The sequence below is a fragment of the Acinetobacter sp. CAU_H_56 genome (genome assembly GCF_058599425.1).
In genome coordinates, this window is sequence record NZ_CM178654.1 from 1,399,742 (window position 1) to 1,426,226 (window position 26,485).

A 26,485-nucleotide genomic window follows, 5' to 3' on the forward strand; every position below is an offset into this window, starting at 1 on the left:
TCGGCAAGAGCATATTGCTTGCCGTTTTGACCAGTGTAGGGTGAATATTATGACATTTGAAATTGAATTTTTAATTCAGATCGTTGTTGTAACTGTTGTTTATTTGTTTGAATATGTTGATGAATTAGGTTCTGGACTGTTTCATGCATAAAACCCAGCGCATAACCTTTCACAATAATGATGCTTGGCAAGCTAAAAAACAGGTATTTGGCATCTTCCAGAGTCGCACTACTAAATACGCCTTGTTGCATTAACGTGGTCTGTAAAAATACCTTTTCCTGCTGCACCTGACTGGATAACTGGTCATTCCAGTAGTTCTGGCGCATGGCCATAAGATTGTTGTGCTTATAGCTCATAAGATCTGGGCTCGTTTGGACATCATTGCCGAATTATATGCGGCCATAAAATCAAGTTTCAACCAAAGAACTGTGACATCTTTTTAAGCGAGAAAAATATAGGATTTTATCGAGGACTAAGTTAGTATCAGGCAATAATTTAAACAAGATTCATTATTCAATATTGATTGGAAACAAGCCAGTTTTGGTGAAGGGGATATTATGCGTTTTGCATGTTTGTTAATGGCAGGTTGTTTGGGGACGGTGGCATTACAGGTTCAGGCTGCCACAGGTTATTCTCAGGAATATACCCAGTGCATGAACTTTAGTTATGGCAATACAGCTAAACTGCAGAAATGTGTGAAAAAAGAATTAAAAGCACAGAACAAACGTCTAAAGAAAAACTATAAGACTTATCTGAAATTGAATGCTGGCTATCGTAATAATATTCGTGATCAGCATGCCGTCTGGGAACGCAAACTGTCACAGCAATGCAAGCTGACTATGAATACCCAATATGCCCAGATTAAACAGGGTCAATGTGCGCTGGAGATGGTAAAAGATCAGGCGAATTTGTATCAGTCGCGTTCTTATCGTGCCGGTACTTAAACTGGTTTTAAGTTAATAAATCCTTCCGGAAATAGTGATAAATCTTAAAAAGTAGGATTCTAATCTGTCTGAAATCTAGAAGATCTGTCATTGATAAACCATGGAGAATTCGGGTTTTTCATGGTTTTGGCATTATAAAAGACCTCAAAACAAGGTATCATAAGGCGTTTTAAAAAATGACCTTGGAGACGCCTTAAGTGGATCGACCGACTATTAGCCCTGAACATTTGCAGGAAGCCGCTGAAAATTTAACTACCATTCGTGATTTTATTCGTTTTGGGGTTACAGCATTACGTCAATACGATGCGCACTTAGGTCAAGGTACAGAAGATTATTTTGCTGAAAGTTCAGCGCTCGTTCTACAAACCTTGTCACTAGACTGGAATGCAGATCCTGAAATTCTGGACTCTAAATTATTGCCAAGCGAAGTGGCTGAGTTCTTGAGCTTGCTGGAACGCCGCATTAATGAACGTGTTCCAACCTCTTATTTATTGAATCTGGCCTATTTCTTTGGCAAGCCATTCTATGTGGATGAACGTGTATTAATTCCTCGTTCGCCAATTGTTGAGCTGATTGAAAACCGCTTTGCTCCTTATTGCCTGACTGAAAATGGTGAAATGGGCGCAGCAGTAAATAACCTGCCAGAAAACCCGAATCCAAAAACTCCACAACGCATTCTGGATATGTGTACCGGTTCTGGCTGTATCGCGATTGCATTGGCCTATGCTTTCCCGGATTCGGAAGTGGATGCAACTGATATTTCTAAAGATGCCTTGGAAGTGGCGCAGATTAACTGTGAACATCACAGTAAACAGTACCAAGTGGCTTTACTTGAATCTGATCTGTTCGCTAAAATTCCAGCTGAAAACCAATATGATCTAATCGTATCTAATCCTCCATATGTCGATGCAGAAGATATGGCTGATCTTCCTGATGAATTCCATCATGAGCCAGAGCTGGCATTGGCTGCTGGTCAAGATGGTCTGGATCTGGTTCGTAAGATGCTGGCTCAAGCAGCTGATTACCTGACTGAAGATGGTTTAATCGTGATTGAAGTAGGCAACTCTGAATGGGCGATGAAGCAAAACTTCAATACCGTTGATTTCCACTGGTTGCAGTTCCAACGTGGTGGTTCAGGTATCTTTGCACTGACTGCAGCCCAATGCCGTCAATATCGTGATTTATTCATTCAATCTGTTAATTCATAAGGAGTCGTTGACATGGCAGGTAATAGTATAGGGCAACTCTTCCGTGTAACGACTTGTGGTGAATCTCATGGTGTTGGCTTAATGGCCATTATTGATGGGGTTCCACCAGGGATTGAACTGTCTGAAGCTGATTTGCAAAAGGATCTGGACCGTCGTAAGCCGGGCACTTCAAAATTTGCAACACAGCGTAAAGAGCCAGATGAAGTTGAAATTATTTCCGGTGTGTTTGAGGGTAAAACTACAGGTACTTCAATTGGTCTTTTAATCCGTAATACGGATCAGAAATCGAAAGATTATGGCAATATTGCGCAAACTTTCCGCCCGGGTCATGCAGATTATACTTATACCCAAAAGTATGGTTTCCGTGACTACCGTGGCGGTGGCCGTTCAAGTGCGCGTGAAACTGCGATGCGTGTTGCAGCAGGTGCGATTGCCAAGAAATTCCTGTTTGAAAAATTCGGTATTGAAATCCGTGGTCATGTGACCCAAATCGGTACTGAAAAAGCAGAAAAACTAGACTGGAATGAAGTGCCAAATAACCCGTTCTTCTGTGGTGATGTTGATGCGGTGCCGCGCTTTGAAGCATTGGTAACTTCATTACGTGAGCAAGGCACAAGCTGTGGCGCACGCCTTGAAATTATCGCTTCGAAAGTTCCAGTCGGTTGGGGTGAACCAGTATTTGATCGTTTAGATGCTGATATTGCCCATGCCATGATGTCAATTAATGCCGTGAAAGGCGTGGAAATTGGTGATGGTTTTGGTGTCGCTGAGCAGTTCGGTCATGAAACCCGCGATGAACTCACAACAGATGGTTTCTTGGCGAACCATGCTGGTGGTATCTTGGGTGGTATATCTAGCGGTCAGGATATTCGTGTTTCGATTGCGTTGAAACCAACGGCTTCCATCACGACTCCGGGTAAAACCATTACCATTAATCGTGAAGATACGGATGTCCTGACCAAAGGCCGTCATGATCCTTGCGTGGGTGTACGTGCAACACCAATTGCTGAAGCGATGCTAGCAATTGTTTTGATGGATCACTTCATGCGTCATCGTGCACAAAATGCCGATGTCATTGCGCCGTTTGAGCCAATTGAACCTAAATAATTTGCTTTATAGAAGCAAATGAAATTAAAGTCAGGCTTCGGTCTGGCTTTTTTATTTATAGAATTAAAAATAACAATATTCGTTTAGCCCAAGCTACGGACATTCAAAGCATTGTTAAGTTGATCAATACAGCTTATCGATCAAATTTGGGTTGGACGCATGAACATGACATTGTTTCAGGTAATCGAATTAATGAGGCTCAGTTAAGTGAGCTTTTAGCACGGCCTGATGTTGAACTTTATGTCTTGGAAAATGATGACCAACTAGTGGGTTGTATTGGTTTGACACACCTCCCAGATTGTTTTGAAATCGGCAGTTTTGCTATTGACCCAGTCCGGCAAAATTCAGGTTATGGCCGAATATTGTTAGATTTCGCTGAACAATACTCCAGAGAAAAAATACCTTTCAAAAAACTTAGAATGTCTGTTCTTAATGTTCGCATTGAATTAATCGCGTATTATGAGCGTCGTGGTTATCACCAAACCGGCGAAACAGACAGTTATCCACTGGATGCAGATGTTGGACAACCTTTAGTAGATTTAAATCTGGTGATCTTAGAAAAGAGTCTCGAAAAGATTTATGAAGTTATGTGAATCTATTTTTGATTCTAAGTGTGTTTAATAAGAATAATGACAGGATGTATGAATGGAAGTATGGTTAAGTGCTGAATTAAGTAGGGAAGTGTTAACAGAATATCATCTTGATCTCGAAAATAAAGCACGTAACGCAGTAGAAAATGTCTTGAATGCTCAACTACAAAATAAGTCGTATGATATTCCGATAGATAAATGGAAGTGCATTGAAATTATGATGGGAAATGATAGTTTTGATGAACGTATTTTTTATTCATTTAAACGTAGAAATATGGATTTCCGTTTAAGGATTGATCCAACAACTTTTAAGGCAACAGATGATTTAGGCCGTGAGAGACTTATTTTTAGGATGCTCTTAAGAAGCCTAGATTTGTTAAAAGTTAAGTTTGAAAAAGTCTGTCCGAAGCTTGATGCAAAGGTTTATGAGGAGCTTGAAAGACTAAAAAATGATGCACTAAATGTTGCAAAAGATAAAAGTTGGATTTAAAGCGTATTTTAATTAAAGCCAGCGAGAGTGTTTTTTATTTATTATCCATTGAATTTTCCACTATTTTTATCCTGAAACGAGTCGGTTGTTGTATCCTTGCTCATTGACAGGCAATTGAATTGGATGCGATTGCCGCAAAACCCATATCATGAGTTGTTCAATGTTTCAGACTATCTTCACTGTACTGTTTCCGCTTATTGGCCTGATTACTTTGGGCTATGTATTAAAACAAAGGAAATGGCTGGAAGATAGTTTCTGGCGTGGGGCAGAAAAACTCAATTATTTTGTCCTGTTTCCAGTCATGCTGTTTTTAAATCTGGCCGTAGCCAATATTGAAATGGCAGTCATTAAAGATGTGGTTCTGGTGGTCTTTAGCCTTATGGCGGTGGTCAGTATTGCTCTTTATATGCTGCGCAAGATTTATCAGATTGGCTATGCACGCTTTGGGGTTTATGTACAGGCACTTCTGCGCTTTAACACCTATATCGGACTTGCAGCAGTGAATGCTTTATTTCATCAGCAGGGCATGACCATTTTCGCCGTAGTGATGGTGTTATGTATTCCGCTGGTCAATATCTTGTCTGTACTGGCATTTACCCGTAGTTCAGATATGCAGATCTTCAAAATCCTGATTGATTTGTTAAAGAACCCTTTAATTCTAGGTTCTCTTGTTGGAGGCCTATTTAATCTTTCAGGCTTGTCACTCTGGGCCGGGTTTGAATTATTTCTAAAACAGATTGCTTTGTGCAGTTTGCCGCTTGGCTTGATGTGTGTGGGGGCTGCCTTACAATTCCAAGGCTTTCAGCGAGATATCTTACCATTGGGCCTGGCAACTTTTGGACGTTTATTAGGAATGCCGCTTGCTGCATTCTTTGTCTGCCAATTATTTGACATTGATACTCTAACCACACAGGTACTGGTGTTGTTTTTTGCTTTACCTACCGCTTCAGCTTCTTATGTACTGACGCGTGTCTATGGAGGAGATAGCCAGTTCATGGCCAGTATTATCAGTATGCAAACGGTAGTCGCGGCAGGATCTCTCATGTTGATTCTTTCCTGCTTAATTTAATTTTAGGATCTGAAATCTGGTCATAGATTGAGAGTCTTCTCGTAAACTAATCCCGAAAATAGCCTAAGCAATTATTAACTTTATTGCTTTTCTTAAATGCCTTGCATTGGAGCATGACGTAGGAAAATGAGGCAAAAAACCAAATTAAAATCTTAAGATTCATTTGAAATAGATAGTGTTATTTCTTCTAAATTTATTGAAAGTAGCGTTACCACTTAAATCACGTGAATTAACATAAATAAAAAACTGTAGTCCCCGATAAGATGGTATATAAATTGCTCAGGATAATAAAAATATTATTGCAGGAGAGAAATGCTACTGCATTCGCCGAAGGAGCAAGGTCCCAGGAAACTCTCAGGCAAAAGGACTGCAATAATATATTAAACTCTGGAGAGAAGTGTTGAATCACTCACCGAAGGGGGAAGGTTGCTGCATACAGCTATGATGCAGTCACCGAAGCTCTCAGGTACACATGACAGATGGGAAAGACATCACATATTGAGGAGAGGTGTCTATGCGTCATGTTATTGTGGTGGGGGCAGGCATTACCGGTGTAACAACAGCTTATGAGCTCGCCTTATTCGGTTATCAGGTCACGGTGGTTGACCGTCATCTTTATCCCGCGATGGAAACATCCTTTGCCAATGGCGGGCAACTTTCTGCCTGTAATGCAGAGGTCTGGAATCAAAAAGCGACGGTGTTGAAAGGCATCAAATGGATGTCACAAAAAACCGCACCGCTATTGCTCAATCCTTCTTTTAGTCTGCATAAATATAGCTGGCTGATGGAATTTCTAGGTCATATTAAAAATTATGAGGCCAATACCCGGGAAACGGTAAGACTCGCGTTACTTGCCAGAAAACGCCTGTTTGAAATTGCCGAAATTGAGCAGATTGATTTTGATCTGGAAAAACGCGGGATTCTGCACTTTTATCATAATAAAGCTGATTATGATGTCGCGATTAAGGTCAATGATCTCCTATGTAGTGGTGGTCTGGAACGTAATGCAATTACCAATGAGGAAATCAAGCAAATTGAACCTGCATTAACTGGGGATTATTACGCCGGATTTTATTGCCAGAGTGATGCGACTGGAGATATTCATAAATTCAGTATAGGGCTGGCAAATGCCTGTATGAAGAAAGGGGTGAAATTCGAATTTGGGCAGGATGTATTTGCAGCCGATCACCAGGCACAGCAGATTACAGTTAAATGCCGCCCAAGCCCTGAAAATGTGCGTGCCAATGCTGAAGATGTGCTCGAGATTCAGGCAGATGCCATTGTGGTATGTGCCGGTGTCAGTAGTTATCAGTTGGCAGATCTGTTGGGTGAGCGGGTGAATGTATATCCGGTGAAAGGCTATTCAATTACGGTACAGCTCAATGATGAGCAAAGTCAGCAAAATGCTCCTTGGGTCAGTCTGCTAGATGAGAGCGCCAAGATTGTCTTGTCACGTTTAGGTAAAGACCGCTTACGTGTTGCAGGAACCGCGGAATTTAATGGTTATAATCGGGATATTCGTGTTGACCGGATTCAGCCTTTAATTGACTGGACACAACGCAATTTCGATCTGTGTACTGAACATGTGGTTCCATGGGCAGGTCTGCGTCCCATGATGCCGAACATGATGCCAGTGGTGCGCCGTGGTAGACAGGAACGTGTCTTTTATAACACCGGCCATGGACATTTAGGCTGGACACTATCAGCAGCAACCGCAGCGATGATCAGTCAGGAAATAGCTCAGCATTACCCGGTCTAAGTAAAAAGCCCGCTTGCAGGCTATTTTAAAAGATCAAAAATAATTGTTTATTTATTAAGCTCCTCCTACCTGAGGAAGAAGGTTAGGGGGAAGGGAATCTTTATAAAAACTTCTCCTATAAGGAGAGGGAATTCCTAGTTTAAATTTTTAAATATATATTTAGGATATTGATAGATAAAAATAAAAGTCGGCTGTTTAATCATATAAACGATAAATACCACTAAAGCGCTCGCAGCCTTTTTGCTCAGTACTGACCGTCAAGATTGCCTTACTATAGTTAAAGGTATATTTGCAGTCATGCTCATTATCCGTAATCTGGCTTTTAGTTTCCGTCGTGGTATAAGCCAGAAAAGGAATGGTCTGGGTTTCTGCACGATTATTCGGATTGCGGTAAGCGATCCCTTCAATCTTGATGCGGTCTTTTGTCAGCTGATGAATCTTGAGATGAATCGGCTGCTTGGCCATTTGTCCCTGTTCAACCTTGAGATAGTGTTGAGTCAGGCTCTGATTCAAAGAAATATAAATATTGAGGTCATCCAGACGCTGGTCAAATTGCTGTTTAAAGCAGTCCAGCGTTTTACATTGCTGTAAACGTGTGCTCCATAGCTGCTGGGTATCTTGCAACAAGCGAACAGGCGCGTCTGTAATCAGAAAGGCGGTAAAATATTGATCAGTCAGTTTTTCACGCGGTTCATCTAGAGAGGCTGAACAGATCTTTTTCATGGCTGCGTTATTGTTATGATGACTGCTACAGTCCAGCGATTCAGCATGAATGCTGCTAGCAAAAAGGCCTGTCCCGAGTAAAAGTCCCATTATTTTCATCATATTTATATCAGTTTTCAGTAGCATGATCGCTTATACTTTCACTGTGTTACGCTAGGTCTAACTATAGCGAAATAGAAACGTCGTGTACAAGATTTCAATCAGTTATTTCTAAAGGATATAAAAGTGATTGCACAAATTCGTATTGGTCAGGGACTGGATGTACATGCATTTGAAGAAGGTGATTTTGTCACTCTGGCAGGTATTCAGATTCCACATACGCATGCCTTGAAAGCACACTCTGATGGTGATGTAGTTTTACATGCACTTTGTGATGCTTTATTAGGTGCCTTAGCACTGGGCGATATTGGTCAACATTTTCCGGATACCGATCCGCAGTTTAAGGGTGCGGATAGTAAGGTCTTGTTAAAGCATGTCTATCAGCTGATACTGGATCGCGGTTATCGCCTGAATAATGCCGATATTACGGTGGCCTGTGAACGTCCAAAGCTGGCTAAATATAATCTGGAAATGCGTCAGAGCATTGCCAATGTGCTGGATGTGGATGTGACTCAAATCAGTATTAAAGCCACAACCACCGAAAAATTAGGATTTACTGGCCGTCAGGAAGGTATTCTGTCTATGGCAACTGTTTTGATCAGCCACTACAAATAACATCAACCGAAGTTATTGGGATGGATCAGAGATAATTCCAGTTCCTGTGTTGCTTTACGGCCTTGCAGCTGTAGGGCAACCGCATGAATTAAACCGGTCCAGGTTTCATTCGGTTCCCAGAGCTGATTCAGATATTCCTGTGCAGTCGGCATGTCCATATTCATATAGTATTGTCGATATAAATACATCAGGCAGCTGACATGATAATTCTGCGTACAATGTACCCAGACCATCTGTTCTTTAACCAGATGATCAATCAGATCCAATACCAGCAGGCACTGACTATCTGAGGGAGTTTCCCAAGAGATCGGTACCTGGATATAGTTCAGGCCAAGATCAAGACAAATTTTATCTTCATGTAACAGATGATGATCGCTATCTGTTAATGCCACATTGATTACGGTGGATACACCATATTCTTTAATCAACCTTAGTTGTTCAGTTGTCGGCTGACCAGAGCTGAACAGATGGTCATGGATGAACTGAAAATTTTCAATTTGACTTAATGCAGTTTCAATTTCATTCATCAGATAAAATTTTCCTTGTTCAGAAATGAAAACGCCATCTTGTCGATGGCGTTTGTCAGTTCGTTTAACGATTAGGTAAAACGTCCTTCAATGCCTCATGCATGTCAAGCAACACTTTTTCTGTGGTCTCCCAATCGATACAGCCATCAGTTACTGATTTTCCATATTCCAGATCACAAAGATTGGCAGGGATATCCTGACGGCCACCTTTCAGGTGACTTTCTACCATAATACCAACAATTGACTTGTTTCCATCAAGAATTTGTTCAGTAATATTTTTTAAGACAAGCGGTTGTAAGTACGGGTCTTTATTTGAGTTTGCGTGGCTGGCATCAATCATGATCTTGCCGCTGACTTTTGCTTTCGCAAGCGCTGCCTCAGCATCTGCAACTGAACCTGCATCGTAGTTAGGTTTGCCATTACCGCCACGTAGAACCACGTGTGCATATGGGTTACCTGAAGTACGAATTACCGCAACCTGACCTTGATCGTTAAGGCCCAGGAAGCTGTGACCATGTTTAACAGATTGCATTGCATTGGTCGCAACAGTTAGACCGCCGTCTGTACCATTTTTGAAGCCGACTGGTGAAGACAGGCCAGAAGACATTTCACGGTGAGTTTGGCTCTCGGTAGTACGTGCACCGATCGCTGACCATGAAATTAGATCCTGATAGTACTGTGGAGAGTTTGGATCCAAGGCTTCTGTCGCACATGGCAGGCCAAGTTCATTTAGCTCCAGTAACAGTTTACGACCGATACGCAGACCTTTTTCAATATTGAAAGAGTCATTCATATCCGGGTCATTGATCAGACCTTTCCAGCCTACAGTTGTACGCGGTTTTTCAAAATAAACACGCATTACGATATACAGGCTATCTTTTACTTTTTCGCTTAAAGCTTTTAAACGTTCAGCATATTCATGCGCAGCCGCTGGATCATGAATTGAACATGGACCAATCACTACAAAAATACGCTTATCCTTGCCATCCAGGATATTACGAATCGTTTCACGACCATGCAGTACGGTTTGATAAGCAGTTTCAGTCAAAGGTAACTCTGCTTTCAACTGAGCAGGTGTTACCAAAGGAATCATGCTTTGGATATTCACGTCATCAATATCTGATGCTGAAATAGGTTTTGACTGTAGTGTATTCATTGCCGTCACTGGTTTGATCATACAAAAGGTTGTTTAATAGCCTGAATATAACATGAATGATGCGTCACTTTGTTATAAAAAAGATGAATACTTCTTTGAAAAAAAAGTGATGAATCCATGATTTAGTTTAAACAGCAGCTGTTTTTTCTACTGCTGTTACCAATTCAGGTTGGGCTGGTTGCACTGGTTTTGACTTGACTGGATTCACAATGAAATTCACACCAAGACAGAACAGGGTAATCCCAAGAATTTTACGGATAATTTTCTCTGGCATACGTGAACTGATCAACGTACCAATTACAATCGCTGGAATAGAACCGCAAAGTAACCAGCCTAATAAAGTAAAGTCTACATTACCTGCGCTCATATGGCCCAGACCTGCGACTAAAGTTAGAAGTACGGCATGTACTACATCCGAACCGATAATGCGAATCATGGGCAGATTCGGGAACATCAGGATCAAGGCCATAATACCGAAAGCACCGGCACCGACAGATGATAAGGTCACAAACACGCCCAGTACAATCCCCATGATCACGATCAAGACACGTTTATTGCCAGATTTAAAGTCAACTTTGTCCAGATCCTGAGTCATGTCAGGCAGTTCTTGTTTGCGGTATTTATTAAAAAACTTTTCAATAGAATTGCGGAATACAATAGATGCACCGGTAAGGGTCAGCATAAAGCCCAATACCATAGTCAGCGTTGCTTTATAATGTGTCGATTGACTGAGGTAATTCTCAAGTACCCAGTGGGTCACAAATGAGGCAGGGATACTACCGATCGCCAGCCAGATTACAATGGGCCAGACAATATTCATTTTCTTGGCATGAACCAATGAACCACAGAATTTAGAAATTGCGGCATAAAGAAGGTCTGTACCAATCGCGATATGCGGTTCAACCCGAAGCAGTGTAATCAGGATTGGGGTCATCAACGAACCGCCACCGACACCGGTAATCCCAACACAGAAACCAACCAATACACCTGCTAAAATAAATTCAATCGGACCAAACATGCATATATGCCAAAATCAAAAAACGAGCATATCTTATGACTTTTAAATATAAGTCGTTGTCTTGATTATTGATTTGCTTATTCTAAAAAGAGATAAAGACCGTAAAATTTAAAGTAATTCATCCTGATTTATATTTTAATTTGAATCATCTAGCACACCTTTCTATTGCTAAGTACGATAATTGATAAAGATTCTGCAAAATGCTTTTTATTTATTTGTTTAAAGATCATTCGGTTTAGGTCACTTTTAATTTTTTAGACCTAGCTAAAGCGCGCATTGTACAGCTTCCAGAGTTTTATGATTTAAGATAGCCATGATTTGTCAGTTCAACACTTAGGCATGCTCAAATCACGCTTTATGATAGAATCTGAACGGAATTAATTTGTCTCATTTGAGGGAATACACTTGCAGAATCGGAAACTTAAAATCGGAATCGTGGTGGGAGAAGTATCGGGAGATACGCTTGGTGCGAAGCTCATCCGTAGTTTTCGAGAGCAGGGTATTGATGCAGAATTTGAAGGGATTGGCGGGCCGCAAATGCTGGCGGAAGGCTTTAAGAGTTACTATCCAATGGATATTCTCTCGGTCATGGGTATTGTAGAAGTTCTGAAAGATATTAAAAAACTGTTTGCGGTTCGTGATGGTCTGGTCGAGACCTGGACGAAAGATCCAGTCGATGTGTTTATCGGTATTGATGCGCCTGATTTTAATTTGCGACTTTCCAAGACTCTAAAGCAAAAACAGTTACCGATTAAGACCGTGCAATATGTCAGTCCTTCGGTCTGGGCATGGCGTCAAGGCCGGGTACATGGTATCAAGGCCAGTATTGACCTGGTACTATGTTTATTTCCATTTGAAAAAGCATTTTTCAAGAAATGGGATGTTCCGGCAGCTTTTGTCGGTCATCCATTGGCAAGCCAGTTACCCCTCAACAATGATTTGGCTGAAGCGCAGGCAGAACTGGGTTTGGATCCTACGCAAAAGTATATTGCACTGCTGCCAGGGAGCCGCCGTGGTGAAATTGAACGTTTAGGACCATTGGTACTGGATGCAGCCAAAATTCTGCATCAGAAATACCCGGATTATACGTTTATGATTCCTGCCATTAATGAGATGCGCAAACAGCAAATTGAAAACTTGCTGGCACAATATCCGGACAGTTTAAAAGCGCATATCCGCCTGATGGAAAATACTAGCAGTGAGTCAAAAATTGGCCGTCAGGTGATGAATGCGTCCAATATCATTGCGCTGGCTTCCGGCACTGCGACACTGGAAGCCATGCTATTACACCGTCCGATGGTGACCTTTTATAAATTGCACTGGCTGACTTATCAGATTGCCAAATTGCTGGTCAAAATTCCTTATTTCTCATTACCAAATATCATTGCTGGCAAAAAAGTGATTCAGGAATTGATTCAGTCTGAAGCAACGCCTGAAAATCTGGCTGCTGAAATTGAAAAGCTGATGGATATTGAAGCAGCTCAAATTCAGGTGATGCAGCATCTCACTATGCACAAGCAGCTGCTTTCCGGCAACAGTGAAGATCCTGTCAAAGCGGTACTAGACTTAGTCCAATAAAGGCGTCTTACTTTTCTGACAGGCAATACGATATTGGGTCGGGGTTTGTTCAAACTGTTTTTTAAAGCTTTGACTAAACGCCGTTTCAGAAGAATAGCCCACCAGATAGGCGATCTGCTGAATGCTAAATCCGCTATTTCTGAGATATTGTGCTGCCAGCCGAAGTCGATGCTGTTGTAAATAAGCCAATGGCGGCTCACCAACAATCTGGGTAAACAGCTGGGCAAATTTTGAACGCGACATATGACATTGCTCAGCCAGACTTTCAACGGTCCAAGCTTGTTCCGGTTTGCCATGAATCGCTGCCAAGGCATTGGACAGTTCAGGATGCGAAAGGGCATTCAGCCAGCTCGAAGCATTTTCCAGATTCAAAATATAATCTCGTACGCATTCAATCAGTAAAATACTGACCAGATGATCCAGAATCTTGTCCCGTCCCGGACGAAGTTGCTGGGTTTCCAATGCAAGAAATTGCAAACCGACTTGTAACCATTCTGGTGCTGTATCTCCAAGAATATGCTGAATGTGCAGAAATTTAGGTAAAGCACTCAATAGAGGTTTCGCCATCTGGATATCCAGATTGGAACGAATCGCCAAGATAAAACTGCGTTCTGCTGAATGGGTGATATTGAGATCCACACATTGCTGTGCATGAGTCTGAAAATAACAATTAATCGAATGATGTTCAGAAAAATCCGCATTGCCGGGACTAGAAATCCGATGGGCAGAACCAGCAGGCAATAACACAAGATCACCTTGTTGCAGCTCAAGCAGATCGCCATCTTTAAATATTAATTGAGCTTGGCCTTGTAATAACACATAAGCCAGCATGGACGGTTCATACTGATAATCAAACCCGCCTGGATGAAACACATTGAGGTAGAGATATTCGGATTTTTCCAGATGAATATCATCAAAAATTTTACTTAAAGCATCCATGCCTGACTCTATTCTTTTGTTTTAATTCATTTAATTAAATTTAAATAGCCCAGTCTTGTGATTTAAGGCCAAGATTTGGCCTAATGCGCCAAAGACGCTGACATAGTTTTTCTGGACGTTCAATACTGTTCGCTAATGCAGAAATATTCAACTATATGTGCAGAGTAACATAAAAAAGGAGGGTCGCAATGAATGCCCCTGCACAAATTAGCAAAGCTCAGTTCACGCAGGATGCGTCAGCGCTGAAAGGTGTCCAACTGGATAAAAAACGTTTTGGCTGGCTGCTCAGTCCCGGTTTGCCTATGATCGGTATGGGAATTCTGGCTGGCTATCATTTTGGTCCCAAAGCCACTAAAAAAGTCTTTGCGATGGGTGGGCCTTTATTATTGCATGTGATTATCCCAACATTAGATGCTTTAATTGGTGATGATGCCAATAACCCAAATGATGAGCAGATTCAGGCATTGGTCAAAGATCCTTATTATGACCGGATCGTGAAGATGTTTATTCCATTGCAAATGGCTGCCAATGCTTTTGCTGGTTATGTCGTATCCCGTCCTAATGTTTCTCTGGTCGATCAGGTGCTACTTGGCGTATCTATGGGGGCGATTAATGGAATCGGCGTGAATACTGCACATGAGCTGAGCCATCGCCCTCAGAAAAAAGATCACTACTGGTCACATGCCAGTCTGATGCCACTGGCTTATAACCATTTCCGGATTGAGCATCCTTATGGACATCATAAACGGGTGGCGACGCCAGAAGACCCGGCATCTTCGAAAATGGGTGAATCTTTCTACCGTTTCTGGCCACGTACCGTATTTGGTAGCTTGAAATCAGCAATTGAGATAGAAAAAAGACGTTTGGAACGTAAAGGCTTAAAATTCTTTAGTCAGGAAAATGAGCTATTTCATGGCTGGGCGATGAGTGCGGGCTATCATGCCTTGATGTTGAAAACGTATGGCAAGAAAATTATTCCTTATACGCTGACCCAAGCCTTTTATGGCATCAGCCTGTTTGAAATCGTGAATTATATCGAACACTATGGATTGAAACGCGGGCAAAAAGCGGATGGAACCTATGAGCGAACCTTGCCCGAGCATAGCTGGAACAATAACAACATCGTGACCAACCTGTTCCTGTACCAGTTACAACGCCATTCGGATCATCATGCCTATCCAAGCCGACCATTTCAGGCATTGCGACATTTTGATGAAGCACCAGAATTACCAAGTGGTTATGCCACCATGCTGATACCGGCACTGATTCCACCATTGTGGTACAAGATGATGGATCAACGTGTGTATCAACATTATCAAGGCGATCTGACTAAAGCGAATATTCTGCCTTCGAAACGTGCCAAGCTGCTTAAGAAATTTGGTCTAAAAGACACTGCGGCTTGATGATGTAAACAAATAAAAAATGCGCCATTCGAGGCGCATTTTTTATTGATTTTTATTTAGAACCAGTCACTTTGCATATTTAGACAGGTGTCATCGAAGTTCATCAGTAACTTAGCCTGATGTTCAATTTCAGGCAGTTCCCAATGAATAAAATATTGAGCTGCCTGAATTTTACCCGTCAGAAAGGCTTGATCTTCCTGTTGAGAAGATGTGCCAAATTTAAGTTGAGCCTGATTAGCCATTTCCAACCACAGCCACGCAATAATAGTTTTGCCCATCATATCCAGATATAGCCCCGAATTGGCCAAAGTTTCACTAACTTTGCCTTGATGCAGAGCCTGACCTAAAACCTGAGTGGTCTTTTGCACAGTAACAAGATGCTGTTTATAGACATCTGCCAGTTCTGTTAACTTGCCATCCTGAATCTCAGACAAGGTTTTCTGGATGCGTTGCATGAGCAGAGCCAGGCCTTTGCCATGGTGCTGCCAGAGTTTACGGCCTAATAGATCCAGAGACTGAATCCCATAAGTGCCTTCATGAATCGGATTAAGACGATTATCTCGATAGCATTGTTCCACCGGATATTCACGCGTATAGCCGGCACCGCCCAAGACCTGAATCGCCAGATCATTGGCTTTAGGACCATAGGCAGAAGGGAAGGACTTGACCACGGGTGTAATGAGATCCAGCAAAATGGCACTATCTTCATCTTGTGCAGCCTGATGTTCATCAATTAAGCGAGCTGCAAATAAGCACAGCGCCAAAGCACCTTCAACATAAGACTTTTGTGCCAGTAGCATACGCTTGACATCCGTATGCTCAATGATATTCACGGGCTTGGCATCAGGTGTCTTTTCGTGAACCAGACGACCTTGAGGACGGTTCTTGGCATAGTCCAGAGACTCCAGATAACCACGATAACCAATCATGGCTGCACCGAGGCCAACACCGACACGTGCTTCATTCATCATCTTGAACATGTATTTTAGGCCATGTCCCGCTTCACCAATTAAATAGCCTAAGCAATTGTCGTTTTCTCCAAAGCTTAGCACTGTTGAAGTGGTGCCGCGATAGCCCATTTTATGTAGGAGACCAGCTAACTGTACATCATTGGATTCACCCACAGTGCCATCTGTATTGGTTTTGAGTTTCGGCACGATAAATAGAGAAATACCTTTTACGCCTTGTGGTGCATCTTGGATACGAGCCAGAACCAGATGCACAATATTTTCAGTAATGTCCTGATCACCACCAGAAATAAACATTTTCTGGCCTTTAATTTTGTAGCTTCCATCTGCCTGTGGAACCGCTTTAGTGGTCAGATCTCCCAAAGAGGAACCCACATTCGGCTCGGTCATCGCCATAGTCCCGGCAAAGCGGCCACTAAGCATATGCGGCAAGAACATTTGTTTTTGTTCTGGAGAGGCAAAGGCCTGAATCAGATTTGCTGCAGCGGCTGTCAGAAAAGAGTAGGCAACAGTCGAAGGATTCGCCGACATGAAGTAGGCATTGCAGGCCATATTGACCAAAGTCGGCAATTGCATGCCGCCGTCTGCGTAATCATGTTGGGCGCAGAGTAGACCAGCATCAGCAAATTGTTGCCATGCTATTTTCACTTCATCAATGGTCTTCACCTGTTTGCCATCAAAGCTCGGTTCGTGATGATCAGCCTTGGCATTATGCGGTGCAAAATAATCGGTCGCGATGCCTTTTGCCGTTTCCAGAATACTATCAAAGGTATTTTTGTCATGGTCCTGATAGCGTTCCAGTTCAGTTAAAGCTTCAAGTTTGAAGACATCATAAAGCAGAAAATTGAGGTTTTTATCATTAATCAGCTGAGTCACGGTACGGTCCTGAATATGCAATCCTTGAGATAGCATCAAGACTAGCAGTTGCATTTATCAAGGAGGATTGTCAATAATGACATGAAACGGGTGAAAAACGACAAATAGAAAAATATGCAACAGGTAGTGATTTTAGGCTTTGATGGTGCTTTAGCTTCAGCAATTACGGGTGTCGTCGATTTATTTGCTATGGCGGGCGTCAGCTGGAACCGGATTCAGCAGCAGGATGTACAACGCCTGTTTAAAGTGAGGATCGCCAGTCTAGATGGACAACCAATTCGTTGTATTAACGGTCTGAAATTGCAGGCTCATTGTGCATATCAAGAGATTCAAACTGCCGATATTCTGGTAGTGCCGACCATTGCCGCGCCTATTCAAGAGGCACTGGATGAAAATCCAAGCTTGGTTCAGTTTTTAACTTCTGCTCATGCACAATCCACCTTAATCGCTGGAAACTGCACCGGGAATTTCTTTCTGGCAGAGGCCGGCATTTTAGATGATCGTGTGGCGACCACACATTGGGGTTTTCAGGACATGTTTCGTGCACGTTATCCTCAGGTCAAACTCAATGCCGATCTGATGATTAGCCGGGATCAGAATATTTACTGTGCAGGTGGAGGCTTGGCTTGGTTTGACTTAGGCTTGCATCTGATTGAACGTTTCTATGGTTTTGAAGTTGCCATGCAATCTGCTAAATCCTTTGTGATTGATTATCGACGCGATAGCCAACTCTCCTATTCATTAATGAAGATTGGACAACCGCATCATGATGAACTGGTGCAAAAAGTTCAGGACTGGTTAGAGCAGCATTTTCATGAAGAGTTTACTTTGAATGCGCTGGCAGAACGTTTTAATGTCACGACTCGTACTTTAATCCGGCATTTTAAACAGGTGCTAAATATTGCACCGAACCAGTATCTGCAAGCCATTCGCATTGAAGCAGCACGCAAACGACTTGAGGAAACTGATCAGGCTATTGATGTAATTATGCAAAATATCGGTTATCAGGATCCAAGTTCATTTCGGCGTTTATTTTATAAAAAAACAGGGTTAACACCATTAGAGTATCGCCGTCGTTTTAGTCGACGTTTCTAGATTTTGATAAACAGAGAGATTCGAAAATCTCTCTTGACATACATATTAGCTAAAGACGTCTTTACGTAAATAATGCGTATAAATAGTTGAGGCGATGCTTTGCAAGAAGCCTGTAAACATAATCCAGTAAATGAAAACTTCACGTTCTAACCATTTTAGTCCGAAGCCTTCAAATCCGATAATGATCAAAAAGGCTGAACTAATCCCCAAAAATAAAATGTTATAGGATAATGATTTCTGCTTTAATAAAATCATTGTTCCTCTTTCGTCTTTGGCTTCCTGTGAGCACTCAAAGCGTATTTTATATATTTCACAGCAAATCACAGCAACCACAATACTTAAAATACTAGCCATCAATAACCAATATAGTGTCATGTTTCTTCCTCAGTATAACTAAACAGTTCCTCAATCGTGGTTTCAAGCGCATTTGCTAACTTGAATGCCAGTATCAAGGAAGGGTTGTACCTCTCTTTTTCTAATGCAGCAATCGTTTGGCGGCTGACTGCCACTGCATCAGCAAGCTGTTGTTGTGTCCAACGTTTTTTAGCACGGAACACGATGATGTCATTCTTTAACATGTCTTTACTCCAACATCATTTAAAATGTAATATATATTTAACATTATGTAAATTATATATTTCATAATAATAAAAATAAGCGTCATTTAAAGGAGTTGAGATATAAAAAAACGGGCTTGATGCCCGTTTAAAAATTTTTGAATCAGCTGGTTTAAGCTTTGACTGAGGTCGATTTAACCTTGCGGCCATGCAGCAGGTAGTACCAGATCAGACAGCTAAAGGTGAGCAATGCAGAGAACAGATAAAGCTGACGATAACCCACCTGATCCAGCAGCATACCGAGGAAATAAGGTCCGAAACCAAGACCGGCATCTAGTGCAATAAAGAAGGTTGAAGTGGCGAGACCCATCCGTTGCAAGGTGGTACTTTTCACGGCAATAGTTTGACACACTGACTGAATATTACCGAAACCAAAACCTAATAACGCGGCACTTGCCAGTAACATCACAGAGTTTTGTGCCTGACTCAGCATCAGAATACCTACTGCCATAATCACGATTGCAGGGTAGATAATGATGTTTTCACCTTTACGATCCATTAATGGGCCAGTAAAAGGACGCGATAGCAAAATGGCGAAGGCATACATCAGGAAGAAGAAAGAGGCTGCTTCGACCAGATTGATATCCTTGGCATAGAAGTGAATAAAGGACAATACGCCTGAATAACAGGTAGCCACCAGCAGGACAATGACTGCAATCGGCAAGGCATTCGGCTCTACATATTGAGCGAGTTTACTGGCAGATTGTGGAACAGAGGAAGTCGATGTACCACTCGCTTTAAGACGCGGTGGTTGGATAAACAGACCGCAAATCAGGCAGCTGAGCGCAACGATCGTGGTGAAGATAAAAATCACCTGATAATTAAAATTCGTCATCAGCCAGATCCCGACAAAAGGACCAATCGCTGTACCAAGTGTACTGCTCATACTGAAATAACCGATACCTTCACCACGTCGTGTTGCCGGAATGGTTTGCGCAATTACTGTACCAAGTACGGTAGAGGCCATACCCATCATAAAGCCGTGTATCAGGCGAATACCTAATAACACTTCCAGCTTGGCCGGAATCATATAAAGTCCGGAAAATAGCAAAAAGCCAGTCAGGCCAATCACCAAGGTATTTTTTAGTCCTAGACGATTCAGCAATTTCCCAATAAATAAGCGTCCAATTAGCGTTCCGACAATAAACAGACCAGATACCAGACCGGCTTGTGCAGTCGATGCTCCCAGTTCAGCGACCGAGAAACCGACAATCACAATCACCAGCAGGTAAAACACCAGAACGAGCTGGAAATTAACCAGACTGACCAGGACGAAATTAGGGGTCCATAAGCGGGCTTGATCTTGGCTCATTGTGGTGTTTCCTGAGATGAAGGGTGTAGTTGCTGAATCAGCTGTACCAAAGTGTTTTTACTGCTTTGCAGATCATCTGCGTCAATTTGTTGCAGTAACTGATCTTCAAAAGCATCAATCTGTTTAGAACACAGGTTAAAGGTTTTAACCCCTTGCTCGCTGAGTTTAAATAATTTTTGACGTTTATCTTCGGTTTCGATCTGGCAGATTAAGTCGAGTTCACTTAAATGCTGGATACGTTTGGTTATGCTTGGTTTTGAAACATTTAAATAGCTTGAAATATCAACCAGCGTGCATTGCTGTTGGGATTGAATGGTATAGAGCACTTGCCATAAGGAATAATTAAGTTGGGAGGATAATAAAATAGTATTGATTTCATCACTCATGAGTCGTGCGCAACGCAGCAACAGTGAACGAAATCTGGACGAGGGTTGAAACATATAGTTAACCTGGCTAACTAAATTGTGCCTAATTTACGCCTTTTTATTCAATTAAACAAGAGGGGAATTTTGAAAATTTTTGCATGGTTAACGTCCTTTTGACTAAGTTGTTACAAGTCCTTAACCTGATTAAAAAACAATCAACAAAAGACTACATACTTTTAAGAATGAATCAGCCTAAGCTACCTAAGCACTAGAAAAATCCATCACTTAATAACTGAAGGGCAGATATGCCAAATAACACTGCATAGGTGAAGTTTATGACTCTGGGTTTAACTGCATTAGAGTTAGCACGCATACAGTTCGCCTTTACTGTATCTTTCCATATTATCTTTCCTGCAATTTCAATCGGGTTAGCAAGTTTTCTGGCTATTCTGGAATGGCGTTGGTTAAAGACTAAAAATCCGATTTTTCAGGATCTGTTCAAGTTTTGGGTCAAAATTTTTGCCGTCGCATTTGGTATGGGCGTCGTATCCGGTGTGGTGATGAGCTATCAGTTCGGAACCAACTGGAGTGAGTTTTCCCGGGTCGCGGGAAGTGTGACGGGGCCCTTGCTGGCTTATGAAGTTTTAACTGCTTTCTTTTTAGAAGCCGGATTCCTGGGCATCATGCTCTTTGGTTGGGATCGGGTTGGCCCACGAGCGCACTTTTTCTCCACTTTAATGGTCGCAATCGGCACCTGTATTTCCATGTTCTGGATTTTATCTTCCAATAGCTGGATGCAGACCCCACAAGGTTTTGCGATTGAAAATGGCCTGATCGTCCCGCAGGACTGGGTAGCGATCGTATTTAACCCGTCTTTTCCTTACCGTCTGGCCCATATGGCGATGGCTGCCTTTCTGGTTTCGGCCTTACTTGTAGCCTCAACAGCGGCATGGCATCTGATCAAGGGCCGTCGCGATCCTTTAGTCAAAACTTCATTTTCTATGGCTATGTGGCTGATTCTGGCACTTGCACCTTTACAGATTTTTGTGGGGGATATGCATGGTTTGAATACGCTTGAACATCAGCCCGCCAAACTGGCCGCAATGGAAGGCCATTGGGAAACCAATCATGATGAAGGAATGCCTTTATACCTGTTTGGAATTCCAGACATGCAAGCTGAAGAAACTAAATATGCAATTGGTATTCCTAAATTGGGTAGCCTGATTCTGACGCATTCTATGGATGGAAAAGTCACAGGGCTTAAAGATTTTGCGCCTGAAGATCGACCCAATTCACTGGTCGTGTTCTGGAGTTTCCGGATCATGGTCGGGCTGGGTATGTTGATGCTCTTGCTTGCACTATGGGGGCTATGGTCACGTACCCGAGGACGTTTTTATGAGTCACGTGGACTGCATCGTTTTGCACTCATCATGGGGCCATCCGGATTTCTTGCCATGCTGGCAGGATGGTTTACCACAGAAGTCGGCCGTCAGCCTTGGGTGGTCTACGGCATTATGCGGACCAAAGATGCATTATCACCAGTGTCTGCCGAACAGGTCGGTCTAACTCTGATTATCTTTGTAGTGGTGTACTGCGTCGTTTTTGGCGTAGGAATTTTCTATATGTTGCGACTTATGCATAGAGGTCCAGAATTTATTCATTCCAGACCACACCATGAATCGGATAGCGATGTGGTTCAAGCTTCTCGTCGACCATTGAGCAGTATTCGCGAACGTATTGAAGAAGTTCCTGAACATCCGGATCAGGAGGATAAAAAATGATTGATTTATCATTAATTTGGATTGCGATTATTGGACTGGGTGTATTGGTTTATACCATTCTGGATGGTTTCGATCTGGGCATTGGCATCCTATTTCCATTCTTCCCGCATCAGGATGAACGCGATGTCATGATGAATACGGTCGCTCCAGTCTGGGATGGTAATGAAACATGGATGGTTCTAGGGGGTGCCGGATTATTTGCTGCCTTTCCATTGGCTTATTCGACGGTACTCTCAGCGCTATATATGCCCATCATCCTGATGGTGATCGCCCTTATTTTTCGTGGTGTCGCTTTTGAGTTCCGTTTTAAGGCGAATAAAAGCAAACACTGGTGGGATAAGGCCTTTATAGGGGGATCAATCGTTACCAGTTTCTTGCAAGGAATGATTCTAGGTGCATATATTCAGGGGATCGAAACACGAAATGGTGTCTATGTAGGCGGTGGTCTGGACTGGCTTAGCCCATTCAGTATCTTTACCGGAGTCAGTGTTGTGGTGCTATATGCAGCATTAGGATGTGGCTGGCTCATTTATAAAACCGGTGATGATTTACAGGATCGCATGTTTAAACTGATGCCGAAGCTGATTATAGCTTTATTGATTATTCTAGGCGCTGTTAGCGTTTATACGCCGTTGACCCATCCGCAAATTGCGGAGCGCTGGTTCAGTCAGCCACAATTCACCTACTTTATGCCCGTACCGATCTTGGTCATATTGTTTACTTGGCTAGCCTTACGCGCTTGTAAAAGACGCAGTGAACTAGGTCCATTTTCCTATATGCTGGTACTGGTATTCCTGGCATATACCGGTTTTCTGATTAGTCTGTGGCCTTATATTATTCCACCATCAGTCACGATCTGGCAGGCAGCGGCACATGAAAATAGTCAGTTATTTGCTTTGATTGGAGCCTTAATCCTGATTCCGATTATCGTGATTTATACCTGTATGTCCTATTGGGTATTCCGACACAAGGTGCGTGTTGGTGATGATGGTTATCATTAAGGAGCAGGCATGACACGCAAACAGATAGTATGGTTTGTAGGCTTATGGCTTGCAGGTTTTTTGACCCTGGCACTTATTGCAGGAGCATTCCGCTTTCTGGTGCATTTGGCCTATTAGGTCATAATATAAACTGAACAGAAAAGGGATTTGTTAGTACAAATCCCTTTTTTATAGGCTGAATTTTAGATCTTTAAAATCAAGATGAGGCTTTGATCTGTTTACGATACACACTTGGACGGACAGGGCGGCTATTTTTCCATAACCCTTTTTTCTGCTTTTTGGCTTTATTCTGTAGTTCCATCATATAGAGTAAATGGTTTTTATCCCGGATATATTCCTCATAGACCCATGCCGCACCACGTTTCACAATCTCTTCATTGATATTCTTGCGATAACGATAGACCACACCGACACAGCGACCATAACGGTCAATATCCGTAATTTGTACCCGAATCATTTTATTTTTGACCATGCTTTGAACCAGGCGTAGCGATTCCTTACCATAGGCCTGTGAAGATTCAGGCGCATCGACATAGGCAAAACGCAGTTTGGTCTCAGAGCGACGGATATTAAAACGGTAGCAGGTGAGGGTGTCACCATCACTGACAGCACTTACCCTGCACCAGTATTTCTTACCTTTCTTAAAGGGGCGAAATAGGTCCTTTAAATACACGGTAATTTTATGCAGCAGATAATAGGAAAAACACAGAAGTACGAAGCCCAGCACAATTTGCCAGGTAGTGGAGAGATGTAACAAGGGCAAGATCCAAATCAGCAAAAACAGCCGCATAAACACAGCTAAAAGTTGAGCCATTTTAGATCAAAGCCACTCCGCATAGGGCTTAAAAAGCCATCAATCGGTGTTTTGTTTTGTACCGATAAAATAGCCTAAGCAGTATAAAACCAAGCCAACCTTAATCCTAAAACCTGATAGTGAAAATAGCCTAAGCAATTTTAAATCATCTCATAAATAGCCTAAGCAAAAATTTTATAAATTTCATTTCTCAAAAATTGATGTCTTTTATTTTCTTGCAAATCTTTATGCCAATACATCCCCATATTAATTTTCGGCAGTTGTACAGGAACGTCAAAAATATTCAGACAGTTTGCTAACTGTAGATGCATCAATACATTTTTAGGAATCGTCAGCATGGCAGTCTTTTGCTGTTCCAGAATTTGCAGGGCTGTCGAATAGTGCTGGCAACGTAAAAAAATCTGTCGGGAATAATGTTTTCGACTTAAATATATATCTTCAACTAGAACTCCTGTACGGCGTGAGGAAACCCCAATATGAGGTGAGGCTAGATAAACCTGTTCATTCATTTCTGTTTGTTGTGTACAGACCACGAATTCATCTTGTACCAGTCGTTCAAATTGGATTTTTTCACTAATACTTTGCTCCAGATCAATGACAAAATCGACCTGTTGAGAGGCAAGATCTGCAGCAATATTTTTACGGTCGAGTTTCATGCTACTCAGTTGAAGGTCCAGATTTATTTGTTGAAAATGTTGAACCAGTTTAGGAAAGATCATGGGTTCAATTTCATCATGTACAGCAATTTTTAAGCTATGAATCAATTCTGGTCTGAATTGCTGATGCTGCATCGAAATATTCTGAATCGCAAAAAGTGCATTTTTAATTTCAGGATAGATTTGATCCGCAAACGGTGTGGGCTGCATCTTGCTACCCGTTCGCACAAATAAATCATCCTGTAAATGCTGTCTTAAACGTTGTAAAGCATGACTGGCCGCTGACTGGCTTATCGATAGAATTTGCGCAGCTTTAGAAATACTGTTTTGTTCGTAAATGGCAATAAAAAGTGGATAAAGATTAATATCAATACGATGAAAATTTCGTAGATCCATCACGGTTTTTGAATGAATACTATGCATACTACTATATGGAATTAAATCATTTTATTCATAATAAGTTTTGGGTTAAGGTGTTGTAAAGCGTATGAATTACAATATTCAGAGGGATAAAGCAATGTTTGAGCTGTCAGCACGTGCACAGGATTATTTAAATAGAACAAAAAAGTTTATTACTGATGAAATTGAACCTGTCGAGGCTGATTTCTGGCATCAGGTGCATGAGCTGAATCAAGGTGGCGACTGGACCAAATGGCAATGGCCGGCAGAACTTGAAACATTGAAAGATAAAGCCAAAGCAGCAGGTCTCTGGAATATGTTTTTGCCTTGTCCAGAATTAGGACAGGGATTATCCGTTCAGGAATATGCACATATCGCTGAACTTTCTGGACGAAGCCTGATTGCACCTACGGTCTTTAACTGCAATGCGCCAGATAGTGGCAATATGGAAGTATTGTGGCGCTATGGTTCTGAAGAACAAAAACAGCAATGGTTGATGCCACTTCTGGAAGGGAAAATCCGTTCAGTGTTCTGTATGACTGAACCTGCAGTGGCTTCAAGTGATGCTACTAATATGCAGGCGACGGCGGTGGTTGAAGGTGATGAGATTGTCTTGAATGGCCGTAAATGGTGGTCTTCAGGCCTTGGTGATCCAAATGCCAAAATCATTATCTTTATGGCACATACACCGGATGAGACCAAAGACCGTCATCATCAGCATTCCATGGTTTTAGTTCCAGTCGATACTGCAGGCGTAAAAATCGAACGGATGCTTCCAGTCTTTGGTGACTATGATGCGCCACATGGCCACGGCGAAGTCAGCTTTGATAATGTTCGTGTTCCAGTTTCGAATTTTATTGGCGGTGCAGGTCAAGGCTTTGAAATTGCCCAAGGTCGTTTAGGGCCAGGCCGTATTCACCATTGTATGCGTTGCATCGGTGCTGCTGAAAAATCATTAGAACTTATGATTGACCGGGGTATGAGCCGTACCGCATTTGGTAAAGAGATTTTAAAACTGGGTGGTAACCTGGAACGTGTGGCTGAAGCTCGCGTTGCCATTGATCAGGCTCGATTATTAACCTTGTATGCTGCCTATAAAATGGATACTTTAGGGAATATGGCAGCACTGACTGAAATTTCTGCAATTAAAGTCGTTGCGCCAAGTGTACTGGAAAAAGTTGTGGATATGGCGATTCAGATCCACGGTGGTGCGGGTGTTTCTCGTGATACACCGCTGACCGGATTCTTTGCCCAAGCCCGTGCCTTACGTCTGGCTGATGGTCCGGATGAAGTGCATAAAGGTATGATTGCCAAGCTGGAACTGGCAAAACGTGGTTATAGCACACGTCGTAAAAAATAAGCTGGCTTTATATACA

Annotated in this window: 28 protein-coding genes and 1 riboswitch; of the genes, 15 read left to right on the plus strand and 13 right to left on the minus strand. The window is 42.1% G+C overall.

What is annotated here, in order from left to right; genetic code table 11:
- Positions 1-47: 47 nt before the first annotated feature.
- The gene (locus tag AC4MCC_RS06840; protein WP_004785493.1) at positions 48-356 is read right to left on the minus strand and encodes a hypothetical protein; all 309 of its coding nucleotides are present in this window, start codon (positions 354-356) and stop codon (positions 48-50) included.
- A 201-nt stretch (positions 357-557) separates the two neighbouring features.
- Here AC4MCC_RS06840 and AC4MCC_RS06845 point away from each other — a divergent pair, with 201 nt between their 5' ends.
- From AC4MCC_RS06845 to AC4MCC_RS06875, 7 genes are all read left to right on the plus strand, one after another.
- The gene (locus AC4MCC_RS06845; RefSeq protein ID WP_491885795.1) at positions 558-944 is read left to right on the plus strand and encodes a DUF1311 domain-containing protein; all 387 of its coding nucleotides are present in this window, start codon (positions 558-560) and stop codon (positions 942-944) included.
- A gap of 197 nt (positions 945-1,141) precedes the next feature.
- Positions 1,142-2,152 (plus strand): 50S ribosomal protein L3 N(5)-glutamine methyltransferase, encoded by a 1,011-nt coding sequence (gene prmB, locus AC4MCC_RS06850; protein ID WP_291358685.1) that lies wholly within the window; start codon positions 1,142-1,144, stop codon positions 2,150-2,152.
- Positions 2,153-2,164: 12 nt separating this feature from the next.
- Complete coding sequence (gene aroC, locus AC4MCC_RS06855; RefSeq protein ID WP_419364491.1) at positions 2,165-3,259, plus strand: chorismate synthase; 1,095 nt, start codon at positions 2,165-2,167, stop codon at positions 3,257-3,259.
- Positions 3,260-3,321: 62 nt separating this feature from the next.
- The gene (locus tag AC4MCC_RS06860) at positions 3,322-3,852 is read left to right on the plus strand and encodes a GNAT family N-acetyltransferase (protein WP_419364508.1); all 531 of its coding nucleotides are present in this window, start codon (positions 3,322-3,324) and stop codon (positions 3,850-3,852) included.
- A 52-nt stretch (positions 3,853-3,904) separates the two neighbouring features.
- Positions 3,905-4,339 (plus strand): Imm44 family immunity protein, encoded by a 435-nt coding sequence (locus tag AC4MCC_RS06865; protein ID WP_419364489.1) that lies wholly within the window; start codon positions 3,905-3,907, stop codon positions 4,337-4,339.
- Positions 4,340-4,499: 160 nt separating this feature from the next.
- Positions 4,500-5,408, plus strand: coding sequence for an AEC family transporter (locus AC4MCC_RS06870; RefSeq protein ID WP_419364488.1), 909 nt, complete (start codon positions 4,500-4,502; stop codon positions 5,406-5,408).
- Positions 5,409-5,700: 292 nt separating this feature from the next.
- Positions 5,701-5,788, plus strand: a riboswitch (glycine riboswitch).
- A 134-nt stretch (positions 5,789-5,922) separates the two neighbouring features.
- Positions 5,923-7,167: a D-amino acid dehydrogenase gene (locus AC4MCC_RS06875; protein ID WP_419364486.1), complete on the plus strand. Its 1,245-nt coding sequence runs from the start codon at positions 5,923-5,925 to the stop codon at positions 7,165-7,167.
- 195 nt (positions 7,168-7,362) lie between these two features.
- On the opposite strand, the gene AC4MCC_RS06880 is transcribed toward AC4MCC_RS06875, so the two are convergent.
- On the minus strand, positions 7,363-8,016 hold the full coding sequence (locus AC4MCC_RS06880; RefSeq protein ID WP_419364484.1) for an A1S_1983 family putative colistin resistance protein: 654 nt from the start codon (positions 8,014-8,016) through the stop codon (positions 7,363-7,365).
- Between the two features lie 99 nt (positions 8,017-8,115).
- Here AC4MCC_RS06880 and ispF point away from each other — a divergent pair, with 99 nt between their 5' ends.
- Complete coding sequence (ispF, locus tag AC4MCC_RS06885; RefSeq protein WP_419364482.1) at positions 8,116-8,604, plus strand: 2-C-methyl-D-erythritol 2,4-cyclodiphosphate synthase; 489 nt, start codon at positions 8,116-8,118, stop codon at positions 8,602-8,604.
- 2 nt (positions 8,605-8,606) lie between these two features.
- Here ispF and AC4MCC_RS06890 read toward each other — a convergent pair whose 3' ends face one another.
- The 3 genes from AC4MCC_RS06890 to AC4MCC_RS06900 all read right to left on the minus strand — a co-directional run bounded on the left by AC4MCC_RS06890 (position 8,607) and on the right by AC4MCC_RS06900 (position 11,305).
- Positions 8,607-9,131, minus strand: coding sequence for a protein tyrosine phosphatase family protein (locus AC4MCC_RS06890; RefSeq protein WP_419364480.1), 525 nt, complete (start codon positions 9,129-9,131; stop codon positions 8,607-8,609).
- A 64-nt stretch (positions 9,132-9,195) separates the two neighbouring features.
- Complete coding sequence (locus tag AC4MCC_RS06895) at positions 9,196-10,287, minus strand: 3-deoxy-7-phosphoheptulonate synthase (protein ID WP_125278643.1); 1,092 nt, start codon at positions 10,285-10,287, stop codon at positions 9,196-9,198.
- A gap of 127 nt (positions 10,288-10,414) precedes the next feature.
- Positions 10,415-11,305: a sulfite exporter TauE/SafE family protein gene (locus tag AC4MCC_RS06900; RefSeq protein ID WP_125278642.1), complete on the minus strand. Its 891-nt coding sequence runs from the start codon at positions 11,303-11,305 to the stop codon at positions 10,415-10,417.
- A gap of 405 nt (positions 11,306-11,710) precedes the next feature.
- Here AC4MCC_RS06900 and lpxB point away from each other — a divergent pair, with 405 nt between their 5' ends.
- Positions 11,711-12,883 carry a lipid-A-disaccharide synthase gene (lpxB, locus tag AC4MCC_RS06905; RefSeq protein ID WP_419364476.1) on the plus strand — a complete coding sequence of 391 codons (1,173 nt, stop codon included), beginning with the start codon at positions 11,711-11,713 and terminating at the stop codon, positions 12,881-12,883.
- On the opposite strand, the gene AC4MCC_RS06910 is transcribed toward lpxB, so the two are convergent.
- The gene (locus AC4MCC_RS06910; protein ID WP_491885796.1) at positions 12,872-13,822 is read right to left on the minus strand and encodes an AraC family transcriptional regulator; all 951 of its coding nucleotides are present in this window, start codon (positions 13,820-13,822) and stop codon (positions 12,872-12,874) included. The genes lpxB and AC4MCC_RS06910 overlap by 12 nt on opposite strands.
- A 188-nt stretch (positions 13,823-14,010) precedes the next feature.
- Between AC4MCC_RS06910 and AC4MCC_RS06915 the strand changes: the two genes are divergently transcribed.
- Complete coding sequence (locus tag AC4MCC_RS06915; RefSeq protein WP_491885797.1) at positions 14,011-15,225, plus strand: alkane 1-monooxygenase; 1,215 nt, start codon at positions 14,011-14,013, stop codon at positions 15,223-15,225.
- A gap of 56 nt (positions 15,226-15,281) precedes the next feature.
- On the opposite strand, the gene AC4MCC_RS06920 is transcribed toward AC4MCC_RS06915, so the two are convergent.
- Positions 15,282-17,105: an acyl-CoA dehydrogenase gene (locus tag AC4MCC_RS06920; RefSeq protein ID WP_491885848.1), complete on the minus strand. Its 1,824-nt coding sequence runs from the start codon at positions 17,103-17,105 to the stop codon at positions 15,282-15,284.
- Between the two features lie 78 nt (positions 17,106-17,183).
- Between AC4MCC_RS06920 and AC4MCC_RS06925 the strand changes: the two genes are divergently transcribed.
- Positions 17,184-18,164 carry a GlxA family transcriptional regulator gene (locus AC4MCC_RS06925; protein ID WP_491885798.1) on the plus strand — a complete coding sequence of 327 codons (981 nt, stop codon included), beginning with the start codon at positions 17,184-17,186 and terminating at the stop codon, positions 18,162-18,164.
- Between the two features lie 45 nt (positions 18,165-18,209).
- On the opposite strand, the gene AC4MCC_RS06930 is transcribed toward AC4MCC_RS06925, so the two are convergent.
- The 4 genes from AC4MCC_RS06930 to AC4MCC_RS06945 all read right to left on the minus strand — a co-directional run bounded on the left by AC4MCC_RS06930 (position 18,210) and on the right by AC4MCC_RS06945 (position 20,533).
- Positions 18,210-18,539, minus strand: coding sequence for a hypothetical protein (locus AC4MCC_RS06930; RefSeq protein WP_302700562.1), 330 nt, complete (start codon positions 18,537-18,539; stop codon positions 18,210-18,212).
- Entirely contained in the window at positions 18,536-18,742 is a 207-nt protein-coding gene (locus AC4MCC_RS06935; protein WP_491885799.1) for a helix-turn-helix transcriptional regulator, read from the minus strand. Before AC4MCC_RS06935 ends, AC4MCC_RS06930 begins: the two co-directional genes overlap by 4 nt.
- 151 nt (positions 18,743-18,893) lie before the next feature.
- Positions 18,894-20,093 carry an MFS transporter gene (locus AC4MCC_RS06940; RefSeq protein ID WP_004785529.1) on the minus strand — a complete coding sequence of 400 codons (1,200 nt, stop codon included), beginning with the start codon at positions 20,091-20,093 and terminating at the stop codon, positions 18,894-18,896.
- Positions 20,090-20,533: a MarR family winged helix-turn-helix transcriptional regulator gene (locus AC4MCC_RS06945; protein WP_491880091.1), complete on the minus strand. Its 444-nt coding sequence runs from the start codon at positions 20,531-20,533 to the stop codon at positions 20,090-20,092. Before AC4MCC_RS06945 ends, AC4MCC_RS06940 begins: the two co-directional genes overlap by 4 nt.
- A gap of 260 nt (positions 20,534-20,793) precedes the next feature.
- Between AC4MCC_RS06945 and AC4MCC_RS06950 the strand changes: the two genes are divergently transcribed.
- Genes AC4MCC_RS06950 through AC4MCC_RS06960 form a run of 3 tightly spaced genes read left to right on the plus strand, consistent with a single transcriptional unit; the run spans position 20,794 to position 23,357 of the window.
- Positions 20,794-22,239, plus strand: coding sequence for a cytochrome ubiquinol oxidase subunit I (locus tag AC4MCC_RS06950; protein WP_159122896.1), 1,446 nt, complete (start codon positions 20,794-20,796; stop codon positions 22,237-22,239).
- On the plus strand, positions 22,236-23,240 hold the full coding sequence (gene cydB / locus AC4MCC_RS06955; protein WP_034702762.1) for a cytochrome d ubiquinol oxidase subunit II: 1,005 nt from the start codon (positions 22,236-22,238) through the stop codon (positions 23,238-23,240). The genes AC4MCC_RS06950 and cydB overlap by 4 nt, the downstream gene beginning before the upstream one ends.
- Positions 23,241-23,249: 9 nt before the next feature.
- The gene (locus AC4MCC_RS06960) at positions 23,250-23,357 is read left to right on the plus strand and encodes a DUF2474 domain-containing protein (protein WP_104426067.1); all 108 of its coding nucleotides are present in this window, start codon (positions 23,250-23,252) and stop codon (positions 23,355-23,357) included.
- A 79-nt stretch (positions 23,358-23,436) separates the two neighbouring features.
- Here the strand turns inward: AC4MCC_RS06960 and AC4MCC_RS06965 are convergent, their stop codons facing one another.
- Together AC4MCC_RS06965 and AC4MCC_RS06970 are read right to left on the minus strand one after the other, a co-directional pair.
- Entirely contained in the window at positions 23,437-24,054 is a 618-nt protein-coding gene (locus AC4MCC_RS06965; protein ID WP_419364463.1) for a thermonuclease family protein, read from the minus strand.
- Positions 24,055-24,215: 161 nt separating this feature from the next.
- Positions 24,216-25,133, minus strand: coding sequence for a LysR family transcriptional regulator (locus AC4MCC_RS06970; RefSeq protein ID WP_491880090.1), 918 nt, complete (start codon positions 25,131-25,133; stop codon positions 24,216-24,218).
- A gap of 94 nt (positions 25,134-25,227) precedes the next feature.
- On the opposite strand from AC4MCC_RS06970, the gene AC4MCC_RS06975 reads away from it, so the two are divergent.
- Complete coding sequence (locus tag AC4MCC_RS06975; RefSeq protein ID WP_180002058.1) at positions 25,228-26,469, plus strand: acyl-CoA dehydrogenase family protein; 1,242 nt, start codon at positions 25,228-25,230, stop codon at positions 26,467-26,469.
- Positions 26,470-26,485 lie beyond the last annotated feature (16 nt).